The sequence below is a fragment of the Paenibacillus sp. FSL R5-0407 genome, from assembly GCF_038009185.1.
In the GTDB taxonomy this organism is placed as follows: domain Bacteria; phylum Bacillota; class Bacilli; order Paenibacillales; family Paenibacillaceae; genus Fontibacillus; species Fontibacillus vini.
Map to the genome: position 1 here is coordinate 4,031,842 of NZ_JBBPAX010000001.1, position 25,108 is coordinate 4,056,949.

Consider the following 25,108-nt stretch of genomic DNA (forward strand, 5'->3'; position numbering starts at 1 on the left):
AATATGCCAAAGCGGCGTGTGCTTCACGACCGGACCAATGAATATCTACAGTATAACCTAAATGGGTGATAACTCAATTCTTTTGAACGGGATAAATGTACACCCTCGTCCCGCCCTCAACGGAAGACTCCGTCTCCCGCACCAGCTCCATTTCCCGCAGCAGCAGATCGACGATTTGCAGGCCGAGCCCGGCACCCTTGGCAGGGGAAAGGGAGCCAAGTCCTGGGCCGCGATCGGCGATGACCAGCGCCGTTTTCCGGTGGCGCTGTTCGATCGAGATGCCGACATAACCGCCGGATCCCGCATGACGGACCAGATTCTGGAACAGGTTATCCAGTACGCGGCGGAAACCCTGCTCATCTATGTGCCAAATCAAGGGATCCTCCGGCAGATCGATATCGGCCTCGATTCCCGCTTTTTCCCACAGCGGGTACCAAGCGGCGGCGCTCACCCGCACGACGCGAAGCATGTCCCGATCCTCCAGATTCATAGCATAGCGTCCGCTGGCGAGCAGATTGTAGGATAGGAGATGATCGATGAGACCGCTCAGGTCATTAATCTTGGTCTCCATCAGCGCCAAGGCTTGTTGACCCTGATCCGACAATGGCTCTTTACGGAAGGAATAGAGCTGGCCCCCAAGCACGGTCAGCGGCGTCCGCAAGTCATGAGACAAATTACTGATCAGGCTTTTGCGGAGCTCCTCCTCTTCATGTTCCCGGCGTCGGCTGTCATCGAGCTCATCAACCATATGGTTAAAGGCCTGCTCCAGGCGTCCGATTTCATCGGGCCGGCCCAACGGGACGCGGACGGGCAATCCGTTCGGTCCGGTACGGGTCATGCCGGATTCCAACCGAAGCAGGCGTTTGCGGATGTCGCGAAAGAATAAATACGAGATCAGAATAAAGAAGGAGAACATCAAGAAGATAAAGAATCCGTAAAACCGATAATCCCCTTCCCGGCCTCCGGTCAACGGTTTCATATTTTTGCGCGGGAGCTCAAACACCATAAAGCCTTGGCCAGCGGCCTGACTTTTGCCGCCAATAAAAGCGACGACGGTAAAAGGATCGGAATCCACGGCATGCTTCATATAGGCAACTGCATCTTCCGGCGTCCATTTGGACGGCAAACCGCTTTGTTCCGGCAATTGCAGGCGGGTCAGTCCCTCCGCATCCACCCAAAACATAGAGGCATCAGGATAATCCTGCTTTAAAGCCCGAAGTCTTTCGTTAATTTCCTCGGGGGTTTTGCCGCTTAGAGATGAGGCTGCATTATGCCAAGCATTCTCCAATTGTAGTCCCGATCCGTAGGAACGGACGACCTCCGTTTTGTCTGGAACAGACGCGGGAAAGAAAGCCCGGTTGACGCCCCATGACGCCAAAAAGCTCACCGGGATCAGAATGGGTATAAATACAAGCGCGAAGCCGATGATGCCCAAATAGCGGGACAACAGCGAGTTGCGGAACTTCTTGAAAGGCTGGCCGCTGTGTCTTCTCATGCCCGTACCCGGTAACCGATCCCGCGGATCGTCTCGATGACTTCGGGCGCGGCGGGGTCACGCTCCAGCTTTTCGCGCATATGGCGGATATGCACCATTAAGGTTTTATCCCCGTCCAGATAGGGCTCTCCCCAAACCGCCTCATAGATCTGTTCCTTCGTCATGATTTGACCCAAATGCCGCAGCAGGTATTGAAAAATATGAAATTGCTTTCCGGTCAGCGTAATTTCTTCCCCGGTCTCACGGTTTTTGATGATATTCTCCTTCTCGTAGACGAGCAGGTGGCGAAGCTCCAGAGGTTCGGCTGAAGGAGGGCCGCTGCGACGGAGGAGAACTTCCGCCCGGGCAGCTAATTCATCGGGATGAAACGGCTTGGTCAGGTAATCGTCGGCAAATTGCAATCCTTGCAGCTTGTCGTCGATAGAGGTTCGGGCGGACAGCATCAAGATCGGGAGTCCCGGATATTGCTTTTTGAGCCGCTGTCCGACGGTGAATCCGTCCAGTCCGGGCAGCATGACATCGAGAATGGCCAAGTTGCACGAGGCTGCCTCCTCGATCGCCCGCTCTCCACTGGTGAGCCAGGTGACGCTATAGCCGCGCTCTTTTAAATCTCTGCTGACCCATTCCCCGATTTCGGGATCATCTTCAATATATAGAATGTTTTTGCCTGGTATCATAACTGGGATCCTTCCTTTCTGGCTTTTCGACTCTATTGTTGCAAATTGGTGAGGAAAAATAAACTGCCAAGAACAACATAATAAATTTGTGATTCTGATCACAAGTTCAAATTGCCCGCCATGTTACTTTTTTTATATGAGAATGGTTATCAATTGAATTTTACTTATTGGTGTGCAAATAGATTGAGATGGAAGAACGAAGGGAGATCCGTGCAATGAGCGAACTCATCAATAACCGGGAGCATGGGGTGCCGGAACAGTCGCGCCGTCAGGCTCTGCTGAAGGAAATCATCAAGGAGCTGCACCAGGGGAAGAGCGTGGAGGAAGTCAAAGCGCGTTTTGAAGAAGCGGTAGGCGATGTCACGGTATCTGAGATTTCCGCTATGGAGCATGCGCTGATGGAAGAGGAAGGCATTCCGGTTGAGGAAGTGCAACGGTTGTGTTCCGTGCATACGGCGATTTTTAAAGGATCGATTGAGGATATTCACCGTTCTTCCAAGCCGGAGGAGCAGCCCGGACATCCCGTGCATACCTTCAAACTGGAGAATCGCGAAATTGAGCGTTTGGTTAATTTTAAGCTGGAACTGCATCTGGATAAATTCCGGAAAGAAGACTCCGAGGACATCATATTAAAGCTGCTGGAGGATTTGAACCTGCTGATGGATCTCGACAAGCATTACAGCCGCAAGGAAAATTTGCTCTTCCCTTATCTGGAGAAGTACGGGATCTACGGGCCGACTAAAGTCATGTGGGGGGTCGATGACGGCATCCGCATGATGATTAAGGAGGTCAAGGGCAAGCTGGCCGCTTATGATGGGGACAAGGAGACACTGTCCATTGATCTTGAGCGGATTATCCAGGAAGTGAATGCCATGATCTTTAAAGAGGAGAACATCCTGCTTCCGATGGCGCTTGAGAAATTAACGGAGGACGAGTGGGTGCGAATCGCCCGGGAATCCGACCAGATCGGCTTTTGCCTGACGGCTCCCGAGCAGGAATGGGTTCCTGAACGCATACCGCTTCCCGGCCTGGTGGCCGTAGAAGAGGAGGGGAAAGGCGAAACACCGCAGGGCTTCGTGAAATTCCAAACCGGCATTTTGTCGGTGGAGCAGCTTGAAGCGGTTATGAATCACCTGCCCGTCGATTTGACCTTTATCGATGAGAATGATGTGGTCCGGTATTTCTCGCACGGCAAGGAGCGGATTTTCGCGCGGACTAATGCGGTAATCGGCCGTACGGTTCAGAACTGTCACCCGCCCCAAAGCGTACACGTCGTCGAGGAGCTGTTGGCGGATTTTAAATCGGGCAAAAAGGATGCCGAGGATTTCTGGATTCCGGTCAAGGATAAATTTGTGTACATCCGTTACTTCGCGGTCCGCAGTGAGGACGGGCGTTATCTCGGAACTCTGGAATTCACGCAAAATATCGCACCGATCCGCGCCTTGGAAGGGCAAAAGCGGATATTGTCTTAACATAATGGATAGCCCCGATTTCCTTGGGTAGGAGTCGGGGTTGTTTTTATATCGGCATGGGCGTACTGCTCTCGTATATCGTTTGCATTCCACAGTAAGGACAGGCCGCCTATACCCTTGCCGGAAGGACCTGGCCAGACACTGAACTTATGGGGCTGTGATCGTTGTCATATTGCCCGGAAGCCTTGTCTTTACTGGATTCTCGGTCTCCCTGCGTCTCTTGACCGAACGGGAGGGTTCGCTTATAGTTGGTACGTAGGAATATTCTTTTTTAAGGTTGTCCAAAAAGTCATCTTTCCACGACGAAGTAGATCAGGATGAGGATTCGACGTCGAATCCTGAATTCAGCCGGGCCTTCCGTTGCTCACGTACCTAATGAGCAAATGCTTACGAAGTCGTTTTCTACGAAAACGTTTAGCTCTGCTACTCAGTCCCTATCTTCATCCAACCTAAAGCGTTTTGTAAAAACGCACTTCGGAAGGATAAGCTTCGGTCCTGAAAACCTGACTTTTTGAACTCGAACTTTTATCATTTACTATTTAAGAGAAAAAGGTGGCTTGTACAATGTCTGAAAAAATCTACATTGGTGTTGACCTGGGCGGGACGGCGATTAAAGTCGGCATCTGTAATGAGGAAGGTCAGCTTCTTCATACTTACGAAGGGCCCACCGAAACGGAGAAAGGCGCGGAGACGATCATTAATAACATTGAGCGTTACGTTCGCCTGATTGTGGAACAATCCCCTTTTGAGTGGGAGCAAGTGGCAGGTGTAGGTGCCGGGGTGGCCGGCTTTACTAACGTTCGCGAAGGCATTATTATTTTTGCGCCGAATGTAGGTTTGAAGGATCTTCACATCCGTGAAATCTTGGAAGAACGTTTGGGCAAGCCGATCAAAATAGACAACGACGCCAACGTGGCAGCACTCGGCGAGGCTTGGGGCGGCGCAGGCAAAGGCGTCGAAAATTGCGTATGCTATACCCTGGGCACCGGGGTCGGCGGCGGTATTATCATTGACGGCAAAATTTATCAAGGCTTCTCCGGCCTGGCTGGGGAACTTGGACATATGGCTGTCGTTCCCGATCTGGAAGCGATTCAATGCGGCTGCGGCCAAATGGGTTGCCTGGAGACGGTTTCTTCGGCTACCGGAATCATTCGGATGGCTAAGGATGCCGTTGCCCGCGGCGAACGTACGTCTCTTGCCCTTGTGGACAACATCATGGCGAAGGACGTATTCGACGCGGCTAAAGCCGGCGACGAAACGGCTGTACGCATCGTAAACCGTGCCGCATTCTATCTTGGGAAATCGCTGGCGGCAGTAGCTGTCGTGCTGAACCCTGAACTGTTCATTATCGGCGGCGGCGTTTCCAAAGCCGGTGATATTCTGTTTGATGAAGTACGCAGTGTGTTTGCGAAGCATACTCCTGAACCGGTTCAAAAAGGATTGCAAATCGTTCCCGCTTCTTTGGGCAACGATGCCGGAATGGTTGGGGCCGCAGGTTTGTTCCTTCGTTCTTAATTAGCAGTAATCAGGAATCCATGCAAGAGATATAGAGGAATAGGAGACTTTGCGAGGAGGGAAAAGGATGCCGGAAAAAGATATTTCTTCTGTTGCCAATCTGATCATTATCACAGGCATGTCTGGAGCCGGAAAGTCGTTGGCCGTAAGAAGCTTGGAGGATCTCGGATTTTTCTGCGTTGACAATTTGCCCCCGGTACTTATCCCTAAGTTTGCCGAACTCATCGAGCAATCGAAGGGTAAGATCGCCAAAGTGGCGCTAGTCATTGACCTGCGCGGCCGGGAGTTCTTTACGGCGCTGTCGGAATCGCTCGGGTATATCAAGGACCATTTTACGATCAAAAGCGAAATCCTGTTCCTGGACGCAACCGATGCCGTGCTTGTACAGCGGTATAAGGAAAGCCGCCGTCGCCATCCGCTGGCGCCGGAAGGAATGCCGCTCGACGGAATCCGGCTGGAACGCAAGATGCTCGAGGAACTGAAGTTGTCGGCAACTCAAGTGATCGATACCAGCAACATGAAGCCGGGGCAGCTTAAAGAAAAGATCATTTCCCGGTTCTCCCACTTGGAGAGCAGCAATTTATCTGTTAATATTACTTCTTTCGGGTTCAAGTACGGCATACCGATCGACGCCGACCTGGTGTTTGACGTCCGTTTCCTGCCGAACCCGCATTATATAGAGCAGCTTCGTCCACACACGGGACAAGACAGTGAAGTATATGATTATGTTATGAAGTGGCCGGAAACCCAGGTATTCCTGACCAAATTGCTAGACATGCTGCACTTCCTGCTGCCTCAGTATCATAAAGAGGGAAAAAGCCAGGTCATTATCGGGATCGGCTGTACCGGCGGCAAACACCGTTCGGTTGCGATCGCGGAATATTTGGGCCGGATGCTCGGGACCAGCGAAACGGAGAGTATTCGCGTGAGTCACCGGGACGAGGGCCGGGACCGGCATTAGAGGCCGCTCAGAAAGTCAAGAGGTGAGTCAGAAGTGATAGATCGGGCCAAGGAAGGAAGAGTGCCGCGAATCGTGGTGATGGGCGGGGGAACCGGCCTATCCGTCATGCTTCGCGGGTTGAAGGAAAAGCCGCTCGATATCACGGCCATTGTTACGGTAGCCGACGATGGAGGCAGCTCCGGAATTCTTCGGAGCGAGCTGCAAATGCCGCCTCCAGGGGATATCCGCAACGTATTGACCGCGCTGGCGGACGTGGAGCCGCTGTTGTCGGATATGTTAAGCTATCGCTTTGCTTCCGGATCAGGTTTGGCCGGCCATAGCTTGGGCAACCTGATTCTAGCTGCGATTACTGACATTTCCGGTGACTTCGTCACCGCCGTCCGTGAGCTCAGCCGCGTGTTTGCCGTACGCGGGCGCGTATTGCCGGCCGCAGGCCAGGCCGTCGTGCTGCATGCGGAGATGGAAGACGGATCGATTATTACGGGCGAATCCAAGATTCCGGAAGCCGGCGGCAAAATTAAGCGGATTTTTCTCGAGCCGGAAGAGGTCGAACCTTTACCGGAAGCTGTCGAGGCGATCCGGGAAGCCGATGCGATTCTGATCGGACCGGGAAGCCTGTACACGAGCATCATTCCGAATTTGCTGGTGCCCAAGCTGGCCGAGGCGGTTCTGGAAAATGAGAGCGCGATTAAAATATTCGTCTGCAATGTGATGACCCAGCCGGGCGAAACCGACGATTACACGGTGAGCGACCATTTGCAAGCCGTGTATGAGCATGTGGGTAACCACTTGTTTGATTACGTCATTGTCAACGATGGCGAAATCCCGACCCAGGTCCAGGATTTCTACGCCGAGAAAGGCGCCAAGCCCGTTCAGGTCGATTGGGATGTTGTGACAGGCCGGGGCTATAAAGTCATCGCGGATACGCTTGTCCTGTTCCGCCGCTATTTGCGGCATGATGCGGACAAATTGAGCCACCATATTTATCAGCTGGTGCAAAACTGGATTTTACGAAAGAGGTGAGTCCCTTGTCGTTTGCGGCGCAAACCAAAAAAGAATTGACCATGGTCGAAGCCGATGCCTGCTGTGAACAGGCGGAGTTGTCCGCGCTGATTCGAATGAACGGTTCGGTTCAGGTTTCGAACAAAAAGGTCATTTTGGATATCTCAACGGAAAACGCCGCGATAGCAAGGCGGATTTATTCTTTGTTGAAGAAGCATTTCCAGATCCATACGGAACTTCTTGTACGTAAGAAAATGCGTCTCAAGAAGAACAATGTTTACATCGTACGGATCCCTGGCCGGGTTCAGGAAGTCCTGAAAGAACTTCACATTGTTTCGGAAGGATTTATTTTCACGCCCGGGATTAATCCGGAGCTTACCCGGAAAAACTGTTGTAAGCGGGCGTACCTGCGGGGAGCTTTTCTTGCTGGAGGCTCGGTCAACAATCCCGAAGGGTCTTCGTACCACCTGGAGATTTCCTCCATGTACGAAGAGCACTGCCAATCGCTGGTCGATCTGGCCAATGAGTTTCATCTGAATGCGCGCTGCATTGAACGGAAAAAAGGCTTTATTTTTTATATCAAGGAAGGCGAAAAAATCATCGAGCTGTTGAATATCATCGGTGCGCATCAGGCTTTGTTTAAATTCGAGGACGTGCGGATCATGCGCGATATGCGTAACTCCGTCAACCGGATCGTCAATTGCGAGACGGCGAACTTGAACAAGACGATCGGCGCGGCGGTACGGCAAATCGACAACATCAAGCTGCTGCAGAAGGAAATGGGCCTGGAAAACCTGCCCGATAAATTGCGGGAGGTTGCCGAGGTGCGTCTGGCGCATCCGGATATGAACCTGAAGGAAGTCGGCGAGTTGTTAAAAGGGACGGTGAGCAAATCCGGTGTCAACCACCGGCTGCGCAAAATCGACGAGCTGGCGGAAAAAATTCGGGGGAGCTAAAGTTGTTTTGCTAGTGTGACGCAGGCTGTGTATGATATAATGATATAAATTATAAATGTTCACATTGTTGAACACGTGATCGAAATTGTAATAGGGGGTAAGGTTTGATGATCAAAAACCCGGTAACCGTTCGTCTGAAAACGGGTCTTCACGCCCGGCCGGCGGCGCTTTTCGTTCAGGAAGCGAATAAATACTCGTCCGAAATTTTCGTTGAGAAAGACGATAAAAAAGTGAATGCCAAGAGTATCATGGGTATAATGAGCCTTGCCATCAGCACCGGCACCGAAATCTACATCAGCGCGGAAGGTGCAGACGCCGAGCAGGCTGCAAACGCTTTGATCAATCTGGTTAGCAAAGAGGAATTGGAGAACCAGTAAGATTACTCCAATTCACTTTTCTTATCCAACAAAAGAAGGGGATGACTCCGTTCATGCGAGCGGTTTCATCCCCTTTTGGTTTTTCAGGATCAAGCGATCGGTCATAACAGGAGTAAGATAATTTTTTTGATTATGGTATGTCCTGCAACATTTGATTCTGTATTGCGTTTAGTAGTTAAATTCACCAATAAATGGAGGGTCATGACATGAAAACTTGGATAAAGCCGGTAGGCGCAGTGTTAATAGCAGGAACTTTGCTGGTAGGAGGGACTTTTTTGAGTGGATCGATCAATTCCAACCATCCGGTCTATGCCGACAATGAGTTGCAGAAGAATATTATTAGCGTCGTAGGGAGCGGGGAAATTTCAGCCAAGCCGGATGTCGCTTATCTGTCGCTGGGCGTGGAAACACAGGCCGATACGGCAAAAGAAGCGCAAGCTGCAAATGCGGCAAAGATCGCTAAAATCAATACATTGCTGAAGGATACCTGGAAGATTGACGCGAAGGACATTCAAACCGGTCAATTTTATGTACAGCCTAACTATACCTACACCGAAAAAGAAGGACAAAAGGTAAAAGGATACACCGCGCAGCATACGTTGAACGTGACTTATCGCGATTTGGCAAAAGTCGGTCAACTGCTGGACGGCGTTTCGCAAGCCGGAGCCAACCGCATCGACAATATCCGGTTTAGCACCGAGAATCCGGATCAATACCAGGAGCAAGTAATCGAGAAGGCGATGAACAATGCCAAGATGAAAGCGGGAGCGATTGCCAAATCCGCCGGCCGCAGTCTTGGGGTAGTAGTAAGCGTAACGCAATCGGGCGGAGGAGAAACTCCGGTCTATATGCAAAATGAAGCTCTTCAGATGAAGACCATGGATTCAGCCGCGAGCACAGCTATTGAGCCGGGCGAAGTGACTTTGAAGACAACGCTCAGCGTCATTTTTGAAATGAAATAAGAAACGAATCGAAGCCGGGCTCAAGGCAGTTGTAACTGTCATGAGACTTGGCTTCTTTTTTGTACTGTTTTTTAGGGATATGTATGCACATATTATATCCGAGCCGTATGGTCTCACTATTTCACAATTTTGTTCACTGATGGAGGGATATGAGGATGCGATTACGGAGCAAGTGGATCACCGGGATATTGTGCGTTGCCCTAATGATTGGATGCTATAGCCAAGCGGATATCGTCGCTGCTAAGGAGGAGCCGCCGCAGGGGTTTATTGAAATTGTGGATCTGGATAAAAACGTGCTGATCAAAAGAGTAAAGTTCGATAATGAGCTCAGCGATAAGATGAAGGTCGTTTTAGCTGACATGCGACTGAACGGACGCAGCAACTTGGACTTTCCCAAAGGCATATTAATGAAGGTTCCGCTGCATACACGCGTGCGCAACGAATGGTTTGACGATATGATTCGTGAGGCAATCGTCATATTTGAGCCTGGGCAGCAGCCCCTCGTCTTGCTATTTAACCGGAAGAATCAACCTGTTCTTTTTACAGCGTCAAGCGATGGGGGATTGTTGGGGTTAGTTAAGAATTGAGCACCGCCCTCCGGCACGGCGATAAGGATCTACTCACTCCCAGAAACCGAGCCCCTGCCGACTTGCTTGTGGTGGTATTAGGTTTATTTGGGTGAATTTAGGGTGTTAGAACTAATCGAATGGGGATAAAGCACCTTGAGTGAGACTCATGGGCCTGTTACTATCTTTAAGGGATTTATTCTAAAATTCGTAGGTAGTCCATTAAATGGTAGTGACGGGAGATGAGACGAGTTATGGTCAAAAAGAAATGGGTGGCAGGCGCTACCATCATCGGAATGCTGACAACAGGTGCCGCTGGAGTATATGCGGGAAGCAACCTGCAGGAAATCAAGGCTTATCTTAATACCAGTCTTGGCATCGTTGTAAATGACAAGGATTTTAAACCGGTGGACAGTAAGGGTAAGGTACTGACTCCTATTACTTATAACAACACGACCTATCTGCCTGTAAGAGCCGTATCGGAGGCGCTTCAAGTTCCCGTTGAATTTGACGCTGCTAACAACAAAGTACGCATCGGCAGCAGCGACGGATCTTCCGCCTCGCCGGTGGTCACACCTCCGCCGACTCAGACTGAGCCTCCGGCCACATCGGGGAGCTCTTCAAAGAGACCGCAGCATCTTCCTTCCGATTTTCCGCTTCCGGCAGACTTCAAGACAACTCATCTCAATGATACTAGTTCCGGCGGCAAAAAGTCCGTACTGATGATTTATAAAACAAAAGAAGACGCGAAAAAACTGAATGAGCTGTATTCCGATTATCTGAAGAAGCGCAGTTATGCCGATGTGCTAAATGCTTCTACAGAATCCAGCGTATCCTTGATGGGAGAGAGCACGAAGGAAAGCTCTATGATTAGCAGCGGCTCCGAAAGGGATGCGGAAGGATATATTGAAGTTACAATAAATTGGAGCGAGCTGTAACAAGTTTGCAACATGTTTCTGAAAACAGGCTTCCGCCCTCCGGCGGGAGCTTGTTTCTTTGTAAAACAGCATCGGCATTGCGCCCGAGATCCGGCAACCTCCCTAGAAAAGTGTTGTAACCGGGACTAAAACAAGGTATAGTGAATATGCAAAAAATGAATCGTTGGACCTGATAAAGCCATACCAATGGATATGGCTTTTTTTTTCTTAAAGCTGACTTTAACCACAATCACAACCTATGAAGGAGTTGCTGCATAAATGATTGAATTGTCCGGGGTTGAAAAACACTTTGCTGGACAAGTCGTTGTGCACCCGCTTTCGCTCACCATTAAGGAAGGGGAATTCCTGACCTTGCTGGGCCCGAGCGGCTGCGGCAAGACAACGATTCTGCGCATGATCGCCGGATTCGAGTATCCGACCAAGGGGAAAATCCTGCTTGATGGTGCCGATCTGACGAGTCTGCCACCGAATCGCCGGGATTTGAACCTGGTCTTTCAGCATTATGCGTTGTTTCCGCATATGACGGTAGAGGACAATATCGCCTTCGGGCTGAAAATGAAAAAGCTGCCGGCCAAAGAGCAGCAGGAACGCATACAGGAAGCGGTAGAAATGACTCAGCTGACGCCGCTGGTCAAGCGTTATCCGCACCAGCTTTCCGGCGGACAACAGCAGCGCGTGGCGATCGCCCGCGCGATTGCAAACAAGCCTAAGGTGCTGTTGCTGGATGAACCGCTAGGCGCACTGGATTTGCAGCTTCGGAAGAACCTTCAATCGGAGCTGAAGCATCTGCAGCGCAGTCTTGGTATTACGTTTGTGTACGTTACGCATGATCAGGAGGAAGCCATGATGCTGTCCGACCGGATCGTGATCATGAACAGCGGTAAGGTTGAGCAAATCGGCACGCCGCGGGAAATCTACGCTACGCCGACTACGCTGTTTTCCGCTACATTTGTGGGAGAGAACAATATTTTCTCACAGGATGGGCGGTTGTTTGCCGTGCGTCCGGAAAAATTGAGGGCCGTCCGTTCGCAGGACGGAGCCAAGCGCATCGGCGAAGTGTTGGACGTCCTTTATTTGGGGAGCATCCATAAACTGGTCGTTCAGCTTGAGGATGAGCCGATGACGGTATCCATCGTACTTGATTTTACCGATGAACGCACTTGGCAGGTTGGAGAGAAAGTCGGCGTAAATTGGAATACGGAGGATGAGGTGGTAATCGGGCCATGAAGAAATCTAGCATGGGCCTTCTGCCGGTCCTCCTGTGGCTGAGCCTGTTCCTGGTCGTGCCAATGCTGATCGTGGTAGGGATTTCTTTTATGAGCCGGGACGATCTCGGCAACGTGGTATTTCATCTTAATCTCGACGCGTACGCCACGTTTTTCGACCCGCTATATTTAGGCATTTATTGGGACACGATAGTCCTGTCCATAGTGACAACGGCCTTATGCCTGCTGCTCAGTTATCCGCTGGCCTATTATATTGCGAATGCCGGGCCGAAAATGCAGACTTGGGGACTCGCGTTAATCACGGTTCCGTTCTGGATCAATTTCCTGATCCGTACCTATGCTTGGGTGCTTTTGCTGCGGACGCAGGGCGTGGTCAACAATCTGTTGCTCGACTTAGGCTTCATCCAAGAGCCGCTTCAAATGCTTTATACGAAGGGGGCTGTGCTGCTTGGCATGGTATACACCTTCATTCCGTTCATGGTGCTGCCGATTTATGTGGCGCTGGAGCAAATGGACAAGAAACTGCTTGAGGCTGCCAGCGATCTGGGAGCGACCGGTTGGAAATCGTTCTGGCATATTACGCTGCCGCAAACCAAATCCGGAATCATGACCGGTTCGGTGCTGGTTTATGTATCGACAACCGGAATGTTCGTGGTGACCGATATTCTCGGCGGAGCCAAATCGGCGATGATCAGCAACATTATCCAAAGCCAGTTTCTTGGGGCGCGAAATTGGCCCTTCGGCTCTGCGCTGTCGGTTATTTTCGTGATCACGTCGCTGATCTTGATCGCCCTCTTCAATAAAGCCATGACATCCAGACACATGACTGCAAAGGAGGGGCGCTGATGAAGAGCAAGAATCACCCGCTGCTCGGGATCCATTCCCTGCTGGTCATGATCTTTATTTATTTGCCCATCGCCTTTATCATTGCGTATTCGTTCAACAGTTCTCGGCTTGCCGCGGATTGGAGCGGGTTTACGTTTGAATGGTACGTCTCCTTGTTCAGCAACCGCCGTGTCATGGAGGCGCTCAGCAACACGCTGATCGTGGCACTGGTATCGACCGTGTTCTCGACGCTGTTGGGAACGATGGCGGCGATCGCGATCCGCAAGGTCGGAAAAAAAAGTAAAGCCGGCATAGGCGGGCTGCTTTACCTGCCGATTATTATTCCGGATATTATTATGGGCTTGTCCTTACTGGTGTTATTTACCCAATTCCATATCCCGCTCGGAAAGTTGACGATTATTATCGCGCATATCACGTTTAGCATTTCTTATGTTTATGTGATTGTGACGACGAGACTGACCGGCATGGGAGGCCAACTGGAGGAAGCCGCTCAGGACCTTGGGGCCGATGCCTGGCAAACCTTCCGTCATGTCACCCTGCCGCAAATCATGCCGGGGATTATCTCGGGAGCGATCATTGCATTCACCATGTCTCTGGACGATTTCATGGTCAGCTTCTTCGTCAGCGGACCAAGCTCGACGACGCTGCCGATTTACATCTATGGACAGGTCAAACGGGGTATTTCCCCGGAAATTAACGCACTTTGTACCCTATTGATCCTGGTGAGTGTGACATTGATTTTCTTGGCCCAGTTCGTGTTAAATAGAGGCAAGGGCCAAAAGAAACGCTCTGTCCTGCCGTTTTAACGGAGTTAGGTAATGAAATTATTACCAAAAAGATCATCTATAAATTAGATGAATTAAAGAATATGATGTAAAGCAAGGGAGTAAAATGATTCCGAAAAAGTGGAACGCTCGCCTTTGGATCCGGATTTCTACTGCATTTGATTCTATAAGATCATGAAATCTGGAACCAACAGCGATTGTAGGAACATTTTACGTACTTGCCCCGCATCCATTCCATACTTCAACTTATCATAGATGGAAGAAAGAGAGGAGATAAAGAATTGAAAAAAATGAAATGGGCCGGCCTGGCGCTGGCGGCCGCTATGGTGCTTACAGTATTGTCCGGTTGCGGATCTTCCAAGGAAACGCTGAACATTTACAGCTGGGCTGACAACTTTGATGCGGATGTCCTCGCGGCATTCGAAAAAGAGTACGACGTGAAGATCAACTATGACGTATTTGCCAACAATGAAGACTTGCTTGCCAAAATCAAGGCGGGCGGCTCGGGCTATGACCTGATCCAGCCTTCCGATTACATGGTTGCGACCATGATCAAGCAGGATTTGCTGGCCCCGTTGAACAAGGACAATATCCCGAATTTCGCGAATATTGCCGATACCTACAAGAACCCGTCCTTTGACCCGGACAACAAGTATTCCGTGGTTTATACCTCCGGCGTCACAGGCATCGCATACAATACGAAATATGTAAAAGAGGAAATCGACAGCTGGGAAGATCTCTGGAATCCTGAATACAAAGGAAAAGTCATCCTCCTTGACGATAACCGCGAGGTTATTGGCATGGCGTTGAAAAAAGCCGGAAAATCCAACAGCTCGACGGACGAAGGAGAAATTACCGCGGCGGTGGAAGATTTGAAGAACTTGCTGCCAAGCGTGCTCGCTTTTGATACCGACAATATCAAGCAAAAGATGATTCAAGAGGAAGGCTGGATCGCGACGGTTTGGTCCGGCGACGCTTCGGTCATCGCCAAGGATAACCCGGACGTGGCCTACGTGGTGCCTAAGGAAGGCGGCACGATCTGGTCCGATAACTATGCGATTCCAAAAGGCGCAAAGCATCAGGAGCTTGCAGAGAAGTTTATTAACTTCATGCTTGATCCCGAAAATAGCGCCACAAACTATGAATCGATCGGCTACAGCGATCCGAACACGAAAGCTCACGAGTTTCATAGCGAAGAATACAACAATGATAAAATGATCAACTTGTCGGAAGACGAATTGTCCCGGACCGAATGGTTGCAGGATGTCGGCGACAAGCTGCAGCTTTATGATCGTTTCTGGACCGAGCTTAAGAGCGGCCGGGAATAATGCCTTGAAGAAGAGCGTGGAAAACACGCTCTTTTTTGTTTGTGAAGTTTTAATCGGGGGTAGGGATGTAGGGTACCGGAAACTTTGTCCCATGTTTTTGCGTCTATAATTTAAATTCGAGTAAAGAGAGGTTCTGAGCGATGATCAACTTAAAGAGAACAGCAGTTATGGCAGGCCTTGTAGGCTCGCTGCTTGCGGCCCAGGGTTCGGCCTCCGCAGCACCCGCCGTAAAAGAGGAAGCGAGTGTATTCGTCAACGGAAGATTGCAAGTGGAAGTATTGACCGTGAATAATCGTACCTTTATTCAACTCGTTGCTTTGAAGGATCCTGCTTGGAACATTTCCTATGAATCAAAAAAGAAAACTGTAATTGTGTCCAGCCCGTCCAATCAGAAGACGATTACATTGAAAGCGGGAGAGAAGACCGCAGAAATCAACGGTAAAAAGGTGGCCATCGATGTGCCGGTTACCGTGAAGGAGGGGCGGACTTATGTGCCGCTAAGATTCATTTCCGAGCAGCTCGGCGGGGCCGTATCCTTTAACAAGGAAGAGAACCGGGCGGTGATCCGGACGCCTTCCGGACAGGCCGATTATACGACTCTCATGAGCGGGGATTTGACGGAAGCCCGGGAAGTGGCCTCCCGCCTGGAGCTGGTCTATGAGGATAGCTTCAAGCCCCTTCCGGAAACGGGAGAGGGGTTTACAATCACTAACACCTATCCTAAAGGAGAGGCGCTGCGTTTGAAGCGCGATTATAAAGGGATGACCTGGTATGCGGAAGTCAACAAGGAGGGTCTGCTGGTCGTAAAGTGGCAGAAGGATAGTCTTGGTGAAAAAAGCGAGAGCGGGACACCTCCGAAGTCTTTCGGCGAAGCGGTGTTTTTCTCCGATAACTTCATGTCGGAATTACTGGTTTACGGCACCGTAACCGCTGACGGGAAAGCCACGGAGCTCGGCAGAATCAGCTCCGAGGGGAACGGGGGCATGGCATCGGCTTTGGCGGTTCCCATCGAAGGAGAAATCCGGAGCGACGCCGTAGCGGGTACAATCGGCAAGTAAACTCCAGAAGGTCTACATGATTTTCCTCGCTCGCGGAAATAATGGGTGTAATTCCGTGAAGAGATGAGGTTGAGAAATGAAAAAGTTCGTTTTTCAAATAGGGAGCGCGATGCTCGCCATCGGTTTGCTGGTTTCGGGATGGGGCGGCATCGTTGGGCCGGGAGCCCCGGTTCATGCGCAAGCCCATGCATATGGCCAGTCTTTGGCGAAGCAAACCCAAAAGCCTGAGGCCGGCCAGCCGGTCAAGATTACGCTGAAGGGAAAACCGCTCAAACAGCAAGGCCTGCAGGGTAAAGAAGGCGTCCTGGTTCCTCTGGAGATGATCCGAAAGGACTTAAAGATTCCGGTCAAGTACGACAAATCATCCAATACGTATACATTAAAACGGCAGAATGTAGTCGTACAGCTTCAACCCGGAGAAACGGGGGCCAAAGCGATTGTAGACGGAAGCACGCAGATCCTTCCCTACGAATGGAAAGTGGTTGACGGCAACCCCTATGTGTCAGTGAAGGTGCTTTCGGACAATTTGGGTTACACCACGCAGTGGAATGAGGCGGGAAGTGCGCTGAATCTGACGCCTCACCGGTTAAATGATATCAAGATCAGCACCCGTAACTTGGAGAAGGTGATTCCCGAGGCCTCCATCAAGATACAATATCCTCAGGTCAGCGGTTTGCGAAGCAAACAAGCCGAGGAGAAGATCAACACCTTGCTCCAATCCAGAGCCGATAAGTTTATGCAAGAATCACTCAAAGAAGCGAAGAACAACCAGCCCTCACCCAACGGCAGTCCCTACGAGTTCCTCGGCAATTACACCGTCACATACAACCGTGGCGGGCTGCTGAGCATTCTTGTGCAAACCTATGCCTATACAGGCGGGGCGCATGGCATAAGCGTCAGAGAAGGGCTGACGTTCCGTCTGAGTGACGGAAAGCTGCTGACGCTCGACGAAGTATTGCGAGCCAATCCGAATTTCCGCAGCATCGTCGATCCTTCCATTGCCAAGCAGCTTCAGCAAACCGAAGGGTATTTCGGTGGATTTAAGACCATCGGAAACAACCCGGATTTCTATTTAAAAGATAACGGCGTTGTGATCTTCTTCCAGCTGTACGACTATCTTCCGTACGTGTTCGGATTCCCCGAGTTCTATTTCTCATTCCCTGAGCTCGGAATTAAATCGAGAAAATAAAGAAAAAGACGGTGCCAAGGAAAGATCCTTGCACCGTCTTTTTTTAGAAGAGATTACAATGAAAAATACATAACAAATTCGGCGGGGAGATGTAGCTTCTAACAACCCTCCGGTTTCTACTTTAAGCTTTTCAGCAAATTGTAGAGCACCTGGACACTTTCGGCGCGGGTCAGCTGTTCCTGCGGAGCAAATTGCCCGCCGTCCCGACCTTGGAGCAATCCTGCCGCGCTGGCAGCAGCTACAGCATCCTTGGCCCATGCATTGATTTGATCAGCATCGGAAAACTTGCTTCCCGCAGGGACCGCGAGCTGACGGCCTGCTTCCATTTCATAGGCCCGAACCAGCATGACGGCCATTTCCTGCCGGGTTAAAGTGCTTTCCGGCTCATATTCGTTACCGCTCCGACCGGTTAGCAGGCCTGCCTGTGCAGCGGTCTCCACTGCTGCCGCATACCAGGATTCCTGCGGCACATCGGCAAACCGGGTTGCCGATGTGCCGCCTGAAACCGGGGTTGTCCCGAGCAACCGTATCAGCATGGCGGCGAACTCGGCCCGGGTGAGCGCCCTCTGAGGCTCAAATCTGGTATCATCAATTCCATCAAAGACGTGCTTCGCCGCCATCCGTACAATGACGGTTTTGGCCCAGTGACTGTCACTTACATCCTCGAAACTGCGGGCATATGCCAGTACCGCATATTGTCCTCCCAGCGGGACTTCAGCGGTAATCTTGCCGTCGGTCCATTGGCCGCCCACATAAACGAGCTGCCCATCGGTTCCGATGGCATATACGCCCAACAACTCGGGATCGGCATCGTATCCGGTCTTGATGGTAAGCACAATCTTCTCATTTTCCAATGCCGAGACCTGGGCAAACGGATCGCCGTTTTGGTCTACAGCTTCCACTTTGATGCTATACGGCTCACTGGCCGCTGTCCATTGAACGGCTCCCGGAATGGCCACACTTCCCACTGCCTGCTTTATCAGTCCGGAATCAGCGGCTACGGTCGTAATCCTGATTTGTGTTTCCTGTACGCCCTTACCGGCATCTTCCAGCAGCTTGCGCAGGGTTTGCCCGCGGAGTTCAAGAGTTAATGGCTCTTTCACCAGCTTCAGAGTGCTGCTTTCTCCTACAGCGCCAGCCACATCCGCCGGCAGCAGCAGCGTTTCCTTGTCTTTGCTCCACTGTACAGTGAAGCTACCCGTTCCTTCCGGCTTCAAATCTCCTTGGCTCAGCCGCTGGATCCCATCGGGCTGCTGGGGCACAGGAACCGGTGTGGAGGGTAGGGAAGGGGTCCAGGAACCCGGATTTTCCTCAACCCCCGGTTGATTCACGGGTGCGGCCACATGGACTGTGCGGATGACTTCCACTGCCGCGTTGCCCGCCGCATCCTGCACATTATAGTGAACCTTGTAGGCTCCTGCCAACCCAGTATTCACGGCATCTACCAACTTGTCGGCAAAAGTAACGGTGGTTACCAGACGATGCGTAATATCCCCGTCCCGGTCATCTGCGGCAACGGCTCCGGCATCCGTGTATACCGCACCGTTTGCCACATACACCGTTGCGTCACCCAACAGCGTGATTACCGGTTGCACCGTATCCGATTCGCCATCTGTTCCGATGACTACCGTCCGGACGACCTCGTTTGCCACATTTCCGGCCAGATCTCTGACATTGTAATGGACCTTGTAGGTAGATTGCGTCACGGTGCTGATTCCGTCCGCAGGAAGCCCATTCCAGCTGTAACCGGTGATGATCCGGTCTGTAATATCTCCATCTTGGTCATCCATGGCAGTGGCGCCGGCATCTAAATATTCGGAGCCTACATTCAGGGTCACCAGAGCGTTCCCCCGCAAGGTAATCACGGGTTTCACTATATCCTCGCCTTGGGAAGGTGCTTCCATTTCCTCAAAAATCAAGTAGTCGATATTACCGACATACGTTCTATCCGTTGAAAACGTAAGAATGATATCATGTACGCCCGTAACAGACTTTTCTATTGTTCCCGTATACTTAAGATAAGTATTATAGTTGTCGGGTGCATCCGGAGTAACAGCAGCCGTCAGATAGCCGATTTTATGGGCATCGTCAACGCTGTCAACATAGATGGTGACAGTTCCCCCGCAGTTTGAAAATTTGAGCGCCATGTTCATTATGAAACTTTGAATGCCGTTATTCCCGAAATCCACGGAGTTAATGGTCATGCTGCCGCTGTCCACCACATCTCCTATATAATTGAAGCCATTGGTCAAGTTTCCGGACATGCCCGTAGCGGCTGCAGCAGCCTTCTTCGCATTGGGCGTTTTGTCTTTCCCGGGGGTAAACTCAGAAGCCCATTCTCCTTCTATATAGCTAAAAGCGGATACTTTATAGTTGGTGGACAGGGTCGGTGCGGTGTAGGTATTGAACAGCTTATAGTTTGAATATACGGAAGCCTGTACAGAAAAGTCCCCGTATCTTAGCACGTTGATCTGGCCGGTTGTTTCATTTATGGTCGCAATATCAGGACGAGACGATGACCACTTGATTGAAAAATCGGCATTTGACGGCAAGTAGGTTGCTTCCGCGCTCATGGTGTAGACCGTTTTCCCCTGGGCGGCATTCAACGGGGTATCTGACGTTAACGGTTCGCCCTCCAGAAGGAAGGTGAGCTCGATCAGTTCTGTCAGATCAGCTTTGGCCACGTAAGGAATGAATATGAAATAATCCAAATTCCCCACATACGTCTTCCCGGCGTTCGGCTTAAACACCAAGGTGACATGATGCGTGCCTGTGATCCGTTCGCTGAAGTCTACATTAAACTCCCTAAAAACACTCCAATCGGCAGCGGTCGGTGTTGTGGTCAGGGAACCGATTTTTTTGGCGCCTGACAAACTGCCGTCGGAATCGCCGTCAATGTAAATCTCGATGGTACCCGCTGCGTTGCTTTCTTTTACTGCTGCTGAGAAAGTGGCCGATTCAGCCCCGTTGTCTCCGAACTGGACATTGGAATAAAATGCCCATGACCCGGCGAGGGAGCCGCCCAAATTATCCTTATGATCGCCTTCCGCATGCACAAGATGATAGGTGTCATATTCACCTGCTTCAATTCTTGCGTATGCATCCTTGGGTTCGTTGCCAATTTTCTTATCGTATACGCCGGGCGATGCATAAAGGGCGTCTATGAGGTCAGATGCGGCAGCAATCGCTTGGCCTTCTACATATTTGAATTTGAACAACTGGTTTGGTGTCAAATCTTTTGTAGAGATGGATTTGTAGGAGGAGACCGAAGCAGTCGGACCATTAAACGAAGAATTTGTAGATTTTTTCGTCCAGCCATAAGATTGTCCCTGGTTATCCTTGGCATAAGCAATACGCATTCCGCGGTCCTTATTCGCTCCCATGGTGAAGGTTACTGTCTTATCCGGATCTGTATCGGAGACGGAATACCCCTTAAAGGCTTGCGATGTGCCGAAAATAATGATGTCATCTGCTGTGAGGCCCGTATAATAGTGCGCATTAAAGTCTGCAACGGTCGGCTCCTGGGAGAACACCCCATCCGTATTATACGTGAACCAAAAAATTACGGATGCGCCAGGCTTGACGACTCTGTTTTCGGATAATTCCAGCCGACCCTCCCAATTAACGGCAGCATCTCCCTGGGCAGTATCCTCTCCGATATTTCCCCAGAGGAACGCGTATTCATCCGTGGACATGGACTTTGTGCCAAGATTTGTGACTTCAAAGTATTTATATCCTGGACTTGCATTAGGATAAATCTCCGAAATTACCGGATTTGCTTCCCCGGATTCTTGATAGATTCTTAATGTGTAGGTTGTCACGCGCCCGGCGGCATCCGCTAAGTAAAGAAGTACGGAATTATCCGCCTTTGTGATATCGAAGCTTAATGTACTTTGTCCACCGGGTCCGGTAAAATCCTGATCCGGCCCATCGTTGATACGCGCGGTAACCGTATATTCAACGTTGTGCTTCACATTCAGGGACAGAATATTTTCAGACAAAAACAGTTCATAGGAAAAGCGATTTCCCGAAAGCTCCGTCACAGCTTTATTATTTACTTCAATAGCGTCTAATTTCGGCATTTGGTTCAGCGACAATTCCGCGTATACGGCAGAGTGATCGGAAAGATACTCATTTCTGATAATGTCATGCTTATAGACGCCGATATTGCCTGCCGAGATAAAGATATGGTCAATAGCGTCTTTGGCTCCTTCATTGTAGTTATTGCCAAAGCCTGCTGAACTGGGAAGAGTTGAATAGTCATTGGTCACATATTTGGCATTCAAATAACCATTTTCCCCGTTTGCAAGATAGTTATAGCCCTCCGATTGTTCCGTCGCGTTGATATCTCCCGTCAAGATAACAGGCGCATGATATTGGGAGACCAGTTCATCCGCTGTTTCTTTGACCTGAATGGAGCAAAGCCGTTGGATATAGTCCGAGGTTTGGTGGTCATAATGGGAATTTACGTGAATGTATGCGATTTCATTTGTTCCTATGAATTTAAAAACCGCGTATGACATGACACGGGGCCTGGACATTCCTTTGTACAGAACTGTGCCTTGGGCGCCCAGAATGTCCGTATATTTGGAGGTCTTATCGTTGGGCGTTTCCGAGAACCAGTATCCTCCGGTTTTTTCAACTTCATATAGATCACTTCTGTAGAGAATAGGTGAGTACTCATTGTAGCCGCTTGTTAAATCTGTTGCGCCGTCTTCTGCCTTATTGCCTGTCATGGCATATGTTGCTCCGTTTTGATACCCGTAAGTGAGCACACTACTCTGAAGATAGTTCAGCCATTCCGGGGTAACCTCATTCAGACCCATGGAATCAGGCTGTTTCCCATCAATCAGAGCCGTGAGCATTTCCCCCCGGGTCTTCCCGTCTTGTTCCCGTTCAATCGTTTCGGTCGAACTCGTCATCACATTAAAGCTGATGATCTTCAGTTTGTCATCGTTCGTTTGTGCGCTAGCCCCCCTTATACCCATTCCGGAAAATATAGGAACCATCATGCCAATCAAAAGGATATAAGATACCGCCTTTACTGCCTTCCGTTTCACATTAAACCCTCCTCGTTCCTTATTCCTATTTGAGCGATTGCTTTCCGTGAGTAGGTCCCCCCTTTTGTTATCGCATTACTCCTTCATCATAGATAGGGCTTCTATTAAGCGTCTATTTTAAAAACTGGCTTTCCCTTTCATATATTAATTAAGAACTTTCGAATTCAGGTAAGCGCTTTCGATATGGGGCGATTATAAAAAGCAGTCGACCCGACCAGGCCGACTGCTTTTATATTGAATGATATCTTCCTTACTATTTATCAGGAATGCCCGTTGCCCTCATTGCGATCTGCTCCCGGTAAGCGGAAGGAGACAGACCATACTTTTTCTTAAACAACGTGGAGAAATACGAAATGTTATATATGCCCACGGATTCACTGATTTTTGCTGCGGTTTCTTGAGAGGATGCCAGCAGCACCTTCGCTTTCTCCAAGCGGACATGGTTCAGATACTCGCTAAATGATTGCTGGGTAACGCTCTTGAACAGCTTGCCAAGATAACTGGGTGAAAGATCAGCAATACTGGAGACCATCTCCAGCGAAAGGCTGGGCTCGGGATAATGCTCTTGAATGTAGTTTTGCACTTTTTCTATGACAATATTATGCTTCTGCGCATTCATCCAATGATTCTTCTCTTCAATCAGTGCGCAAATATTGGCACAGTAGCGGTTGAAGACCTCCATGATTTCCGCCATGTTCTCAGCTGTCTCAATATCGGTAATTGTGTCCAGGTATTCATTGAAGTTGGATTCAGGCACATGCTGCAAATATTCAAAGTGTTTGCGCAGGGAGAGCATCAGTTGAATGCTGTACGTGACTACCTGGTTAACGGAGCCGGATGAGATTTGCTCGATAAACTGTTCGGCAGCTTCTTGTATGACAGGCGTTTTGCCGGATTGGACAGCCTCGATCAGCTTCTTCTCACAGCCGGTAGGGTAGCTTACGGTAGTCATAATATGCGACCGGGTAGTTTGCGCGTCCAGGATCGATTCCTTTCCATAGATCAACCGATACTTGACGTATTGCTGAGCCGAGGTATAGGAGAACGGAATGTTTTTTCTGCCGTAGCTCATGTCACCAACCCCGATAGAGACCGTCACTTTAAAATAACGTTTCAGAAAGCTCTGTATATTGTACAGGGCAGGCTTAAATTCCTCAGGCAGTTCATTCTTCGCATACTGGATGATGGCAACCGCTTCATTTCCTCCCGTAATCAGATAATCGCACGCCCCAAAAGGCTCCAGCATTTCCTTCGCAATATTGCCAAGGGCAAACCCTAGGAGGGGTTGCTGCTCGGTTTCCGTCCGCTCCCGGGCAGGCTCCATTTCGTCGATTTTGAATACCATGACACAGAAATAGGGTCCTGAAATCTTACCTTCAATGTCTCGAATCAGCTCTCCCGGCACCGAGTTGTCAAGCTGGTGACCGCGGAGTAACGAATGCATGTAATGCTCCCGGATCGTCCGGGATGACCGGTTGATCACGAACTGCATGGATTTCTCTCTCTCCTCCAGCGAAGTAAACACTTCGGCCATTATCTGATACTCGTCGATGAACGGTGAAGCGGGAGCGGGGGAATCCGGCATGATCTTCTCAAACAGTGTCGAAAGCGGCTTATATATATTTTTCGTCAGGAAAATGGAAGCTAGCAAACCGGCCAGCACGATGCCTACCGTAATTAGCAATGTGACATTGCGTAACTTGTCAATATTGGAGATTAGACCGGAGTAAGGGGTAGCGCTTACAAAATACCAGTTCATCTCTTCTGATTTTACATAAGTGATCAGGTGCTTCTTATTATGGATATCGATTGTGAAGCTGTTCTCCGTCTCGTGTTGGTTTAGAATCCGCTGTACGTATTGTTCGCCGGACAAGTCCTCCAGAAACAGATTGGAGTCTGTATGGGATAGGACGCTTCCTTCATTATTCATGACGAACACGTTGTTGGCGGAATCCGCCTTGCTGATCTTGCGGATTGTCGTCAGGATCGACTGCTCTTCTACGTTGATGTAGATGAGCGGGTTGTCGGAGGTCCGAAATGAAAAATCCGGGTATAGCAGAAAGGTTAGGAACTGTAGAGGCGTCTGATTGCGGTCAGGGGCAATCAAACCCCGCGGATAGAACTCCATATACTGTTCCGCACTGATGGCATAAAGTGAGGAGTCGAACGGAAGCCCGGCTGTATCAACCGTTGTCTTCGTCGACGGGCGATAGATTCCGATGCTGTAAATGTAAGGATAGCCACTTTTAATCTGGGATAGCTGTTGAAAGACATGATAATTGCTCGTCTTGTCTTCTTTCGTATCATTCAGGAACGAGGTGATCTCCGGCTGAGTGAGCAACGCGTTGCTGATCGCCATGACTTGATTATAGACCACGTCGGAGGCATAAGTGACTTGGGATAACATTGCTCTGGAATTGCGGTCGATTTCCTTCACGGCGCTCTTGGAGAAGAGATAGAAGAGAACACTCGACAGCAGGCTGACTGTGAAGAGAATGAGCAGAAAGTATGAAATTGTAAGCTTCTGGAACGCCCTATATCGAACAAGCCGATTCATGGTGGTCCGCATGAAGAATCCCCCCCATTGCAGCAATATAACTTCTTCACTATAGGACATATCCGGCTAAAAAGGTACTCCATTTCGCAAAAATGAAAGTCAGTTCGGATATTTGGAAGCCGGGCGCCACATTGTGGA

Annotated in this window: 19 protein-coding genes; 15 read left to right on the forward strand and 4 right to left on the reverse strand. The window is 50.0% G+C overall.

What is annotated here, in order from left to right; genetic code table 11:
* Positions 1-73: 73 nt before the first annotated feature.
* Together NYE70_RS19120 and NYE70_RS19125 are read right to left on the reverse strand one after the other, a co-directional pair.
* Positions 74-1,495: a sensor histidine kinase gene (locus NYE70_RS19120; RefSeq protein ID WP_341047424.1), complete on the reverse strand. Its 1,422-nt coding sequence runs from the start codon at positions 1,493-1,495 to the stop codon at positions 74-76.
* Positions 1,492-2,172, reverse strand: coding sequence for a response regulator transcription factor (locus NYE70_RS19125; RefSeq protein ID WP_211025129.1), 681 nt, complete (start codon positions 2,170-2,172; stop codon positions 1,492-1,494). The genes NYE70_RS19120 and NYE70_RS19125 overlap by 4 nt, the downstream gene beginning before the upstream one ends.
* Before the next feature lie 215 nt (positions 2,173-2,387).
* Here NYE70_RS19125 and NYE70_RS19130 point away from each other — a divergent pair, with 215 nt between their 5' ends.
* The 15 genes from NYE70_RS19130 to NYE70_RS19200 all read left to right on the forward strand — a co-directional run bounded on the left by NYE70_RS19130 (position 2,388) and on the right by NYE70_RS19200 (position 17,353).
* Entirely contained in the window at positions 2,388-3,644 is a 1,257-nt protein-coding gene (locus tag NYE70_RS19130) for a DUF438 domain-containing protein (protein ID WP_341047426.1), read from the forward strand.
* Between the two features lie 564 nt (positions 3,645-4,208).
* Entirely contained in the window at positions 4,209-5,159 is a 951-nt protein-coding gene (locus NYE70_RS19135; RefSeq protein ID WP_211025133.1) for an ROK family glucokinase, read from the forward strand.
* Positions 5,160-5,226: 67 nt separating this feature from the next.
* Positions 5,227-6,120, forward strand: coding sequence for an RNase adapter RapZ (gene rapZ / locus NYE70_RS19140; RefSeq protein ID WP_213656411.1), 894 nt, complete (start codon positions 5,227-5,229; stop codon positions 6,118-6,120).
* 78 nt (positions 6,121-6,198) lie between these two features.
* A complete protein-coding gene (locus tag NYE70_RS19145; protein ID WP_341047637.1) occupies positions 6,199-7,143 on the forward strand; it encodes a gluconeogenesis factor YvcK family protein in 945 nt (314 codons plus the stop codon).
* Between the two features lie 5 nt (positions 7,144-7,148).
* Entirely contained in the window at positions 7,149-8,078 is a 930-nt protein-coding gene (whiA, locus tag NYE70_RS19150) for a DNA-binding protein WhiA (RefSeq protein ID WP_211025137.1), read from the forward strand.
* Between the two features lie 107 nt (positions 8,079-8,185).
* Positions 8,186-8,455, forward strand: a complete 270-nt coding sequence (locus tag NYE70_RS19155; protein WP_114497387.1) for an HPr family phosphocarrier protein — start codon at positions 8,186-8,188, stop codon at positions 8,453-8,455.
* A gap of 206 nt (positions 8,456-8,661) precedes the next feature.
* Positions 8,662-9,417, forward strand: a complete 756-nt coding sequence (locus NYE70_RS19160; protein ID WP_211025140.1) for an SIMPL domain-containing protein — start codon at positions 8,662-8,664, stop codon at positions 9,415-9,417.
* A 155-nt stretch (positions 9,418-9,572) separates the two neighbouring features.
* Positions 9,573-10,004 (forward strand): hypothetical protein, encoded by a 432-nt coding sequence (locus NYE70_RS19165; protein ID WP_341047431.1) that lies wholly within the window; start codon positions 9,573-9,575, stop codon positions 10,002-10,004.
* 233 nt (positions 10,005-10,237) lie between these two features.
* On the forward strand, positions 10,238-10,921 hold the full coding sequence (locus tag NYE70_RS19170; protein WP_211025144.1) for a stalk domain-containing protein: 684 nt from the start codon (positions 10,238-10,240) through the stop codon (positions 10,919-10,921).
* Positions 10,922-11,179: 258 nt separating this feature from the next.
* A complete protein-coding gene (locus tag NYE70_RS19175; protein WP_290407861.1) occupies positions 11,180-12,148 on the forward strand; it encodes an ABC transporter ATP-binding protein in 969 nt (322 codons plus the stop codon).
* Positions 12,145-12,993 carry an ABC transporter permease gene (locus NYE70_RS19180; protein ID WP_341047433.1) on the forward strand — a complete coding sequence of 283 codons (849 nt, stop codon included), beginning with the start codon at positions 12,145-12,147 and terminating at the stop codon, positions 12,991-12,993. Before NYE70_RS19175 ends, NYE70_RS19180 begins: the two co-directional genes overlap by 4 nt.
* Positions 12,993-13,799, forward strand: a complete 807-nt coding sequence (locus tag NYE70_RS19185; protein ID WP_341047434.1) for an ABC transporter permease — start codon at positions 12,993-12,995, stop codon at positions 13,797-13,799. The genes NYE70_RS19180 and NYE70_RS19185 overlap by 1 nt, the downstream gene beginning before the upstream one ends.
* Before the next feature lie 260 nt (positions 13,800-14,059).
* On the forward strand, positions 14,060-15,106 hold the full coding sequence (locus NYE70_RS19190) for an ABC transporter substrate-binding protein (RefSeq protein ID WP_341047435.1): 1,047 nt from the start codon (positions 14,060-14,062) through the stop codon (positions 15,104-15,106).
* 140 nt (positions 15,107-15,246) lie between these two features.
* The gene (locus NYE70_RS19195; protein WP_341047436.1) at positions 15,247-16,164 is read left to right on the forward strand and encodes a copper amine oxidase N-terminal domain-containing protein; all 918 of its coding nucleotides are present in this window, start codon (positions 15,247-15,249) and stop codon (positions 16,162-16,164) included.
* A 76-nt stretch (positions 16,165-16,240) separates the two neighbouring features.
* Positions 16,241-17,353, forward strand: coding sequence for a PdaC/SigV domain-containing protein (locus NYE70_RS19200; RefSeq protein WP_244861670.1), 1,113 nt, complete (start codon positions 16,241-16,243; stop codon positions 17,351-17,353).
* A gap of 116 nt (positions 17,354-17,469) precedes the next feature.
* Here NYE70_RS19200 and NYE70_RS19205 read toward each other — a convergent pair whose 3' ends face one another.
* Together NYE70_RS19205 and NYE70_RS19210 are read right to left on the reverse strand one after the other, a co-directional pair.
* Complete coding sequence (locus tag NYE70_RS19205; RefSeq protein ID WP_290407865.1) at positions 17,470-22,413, reverse strand: S-layer homology domain-containing protein; 4,944 nt, start codon at positions 22,411-22,413, stop codon at positions 17,470-17,472.
* A 253-nt stretch (positions 22,414-22,666) separates the two neighbouring features.
* A complete protein-coding gene (locus tag NYE70_RS19210; protein WP_290407866.1) occupies positions 22,667-24,982 on the reverse strand; it encodes a helix-turn-helix domain-containing protein in 2,316 nt (771 codons plus the stop codon).
* Between the last annotated feature and the right edge of the window lie 126 nt (positions 24,983-25,108).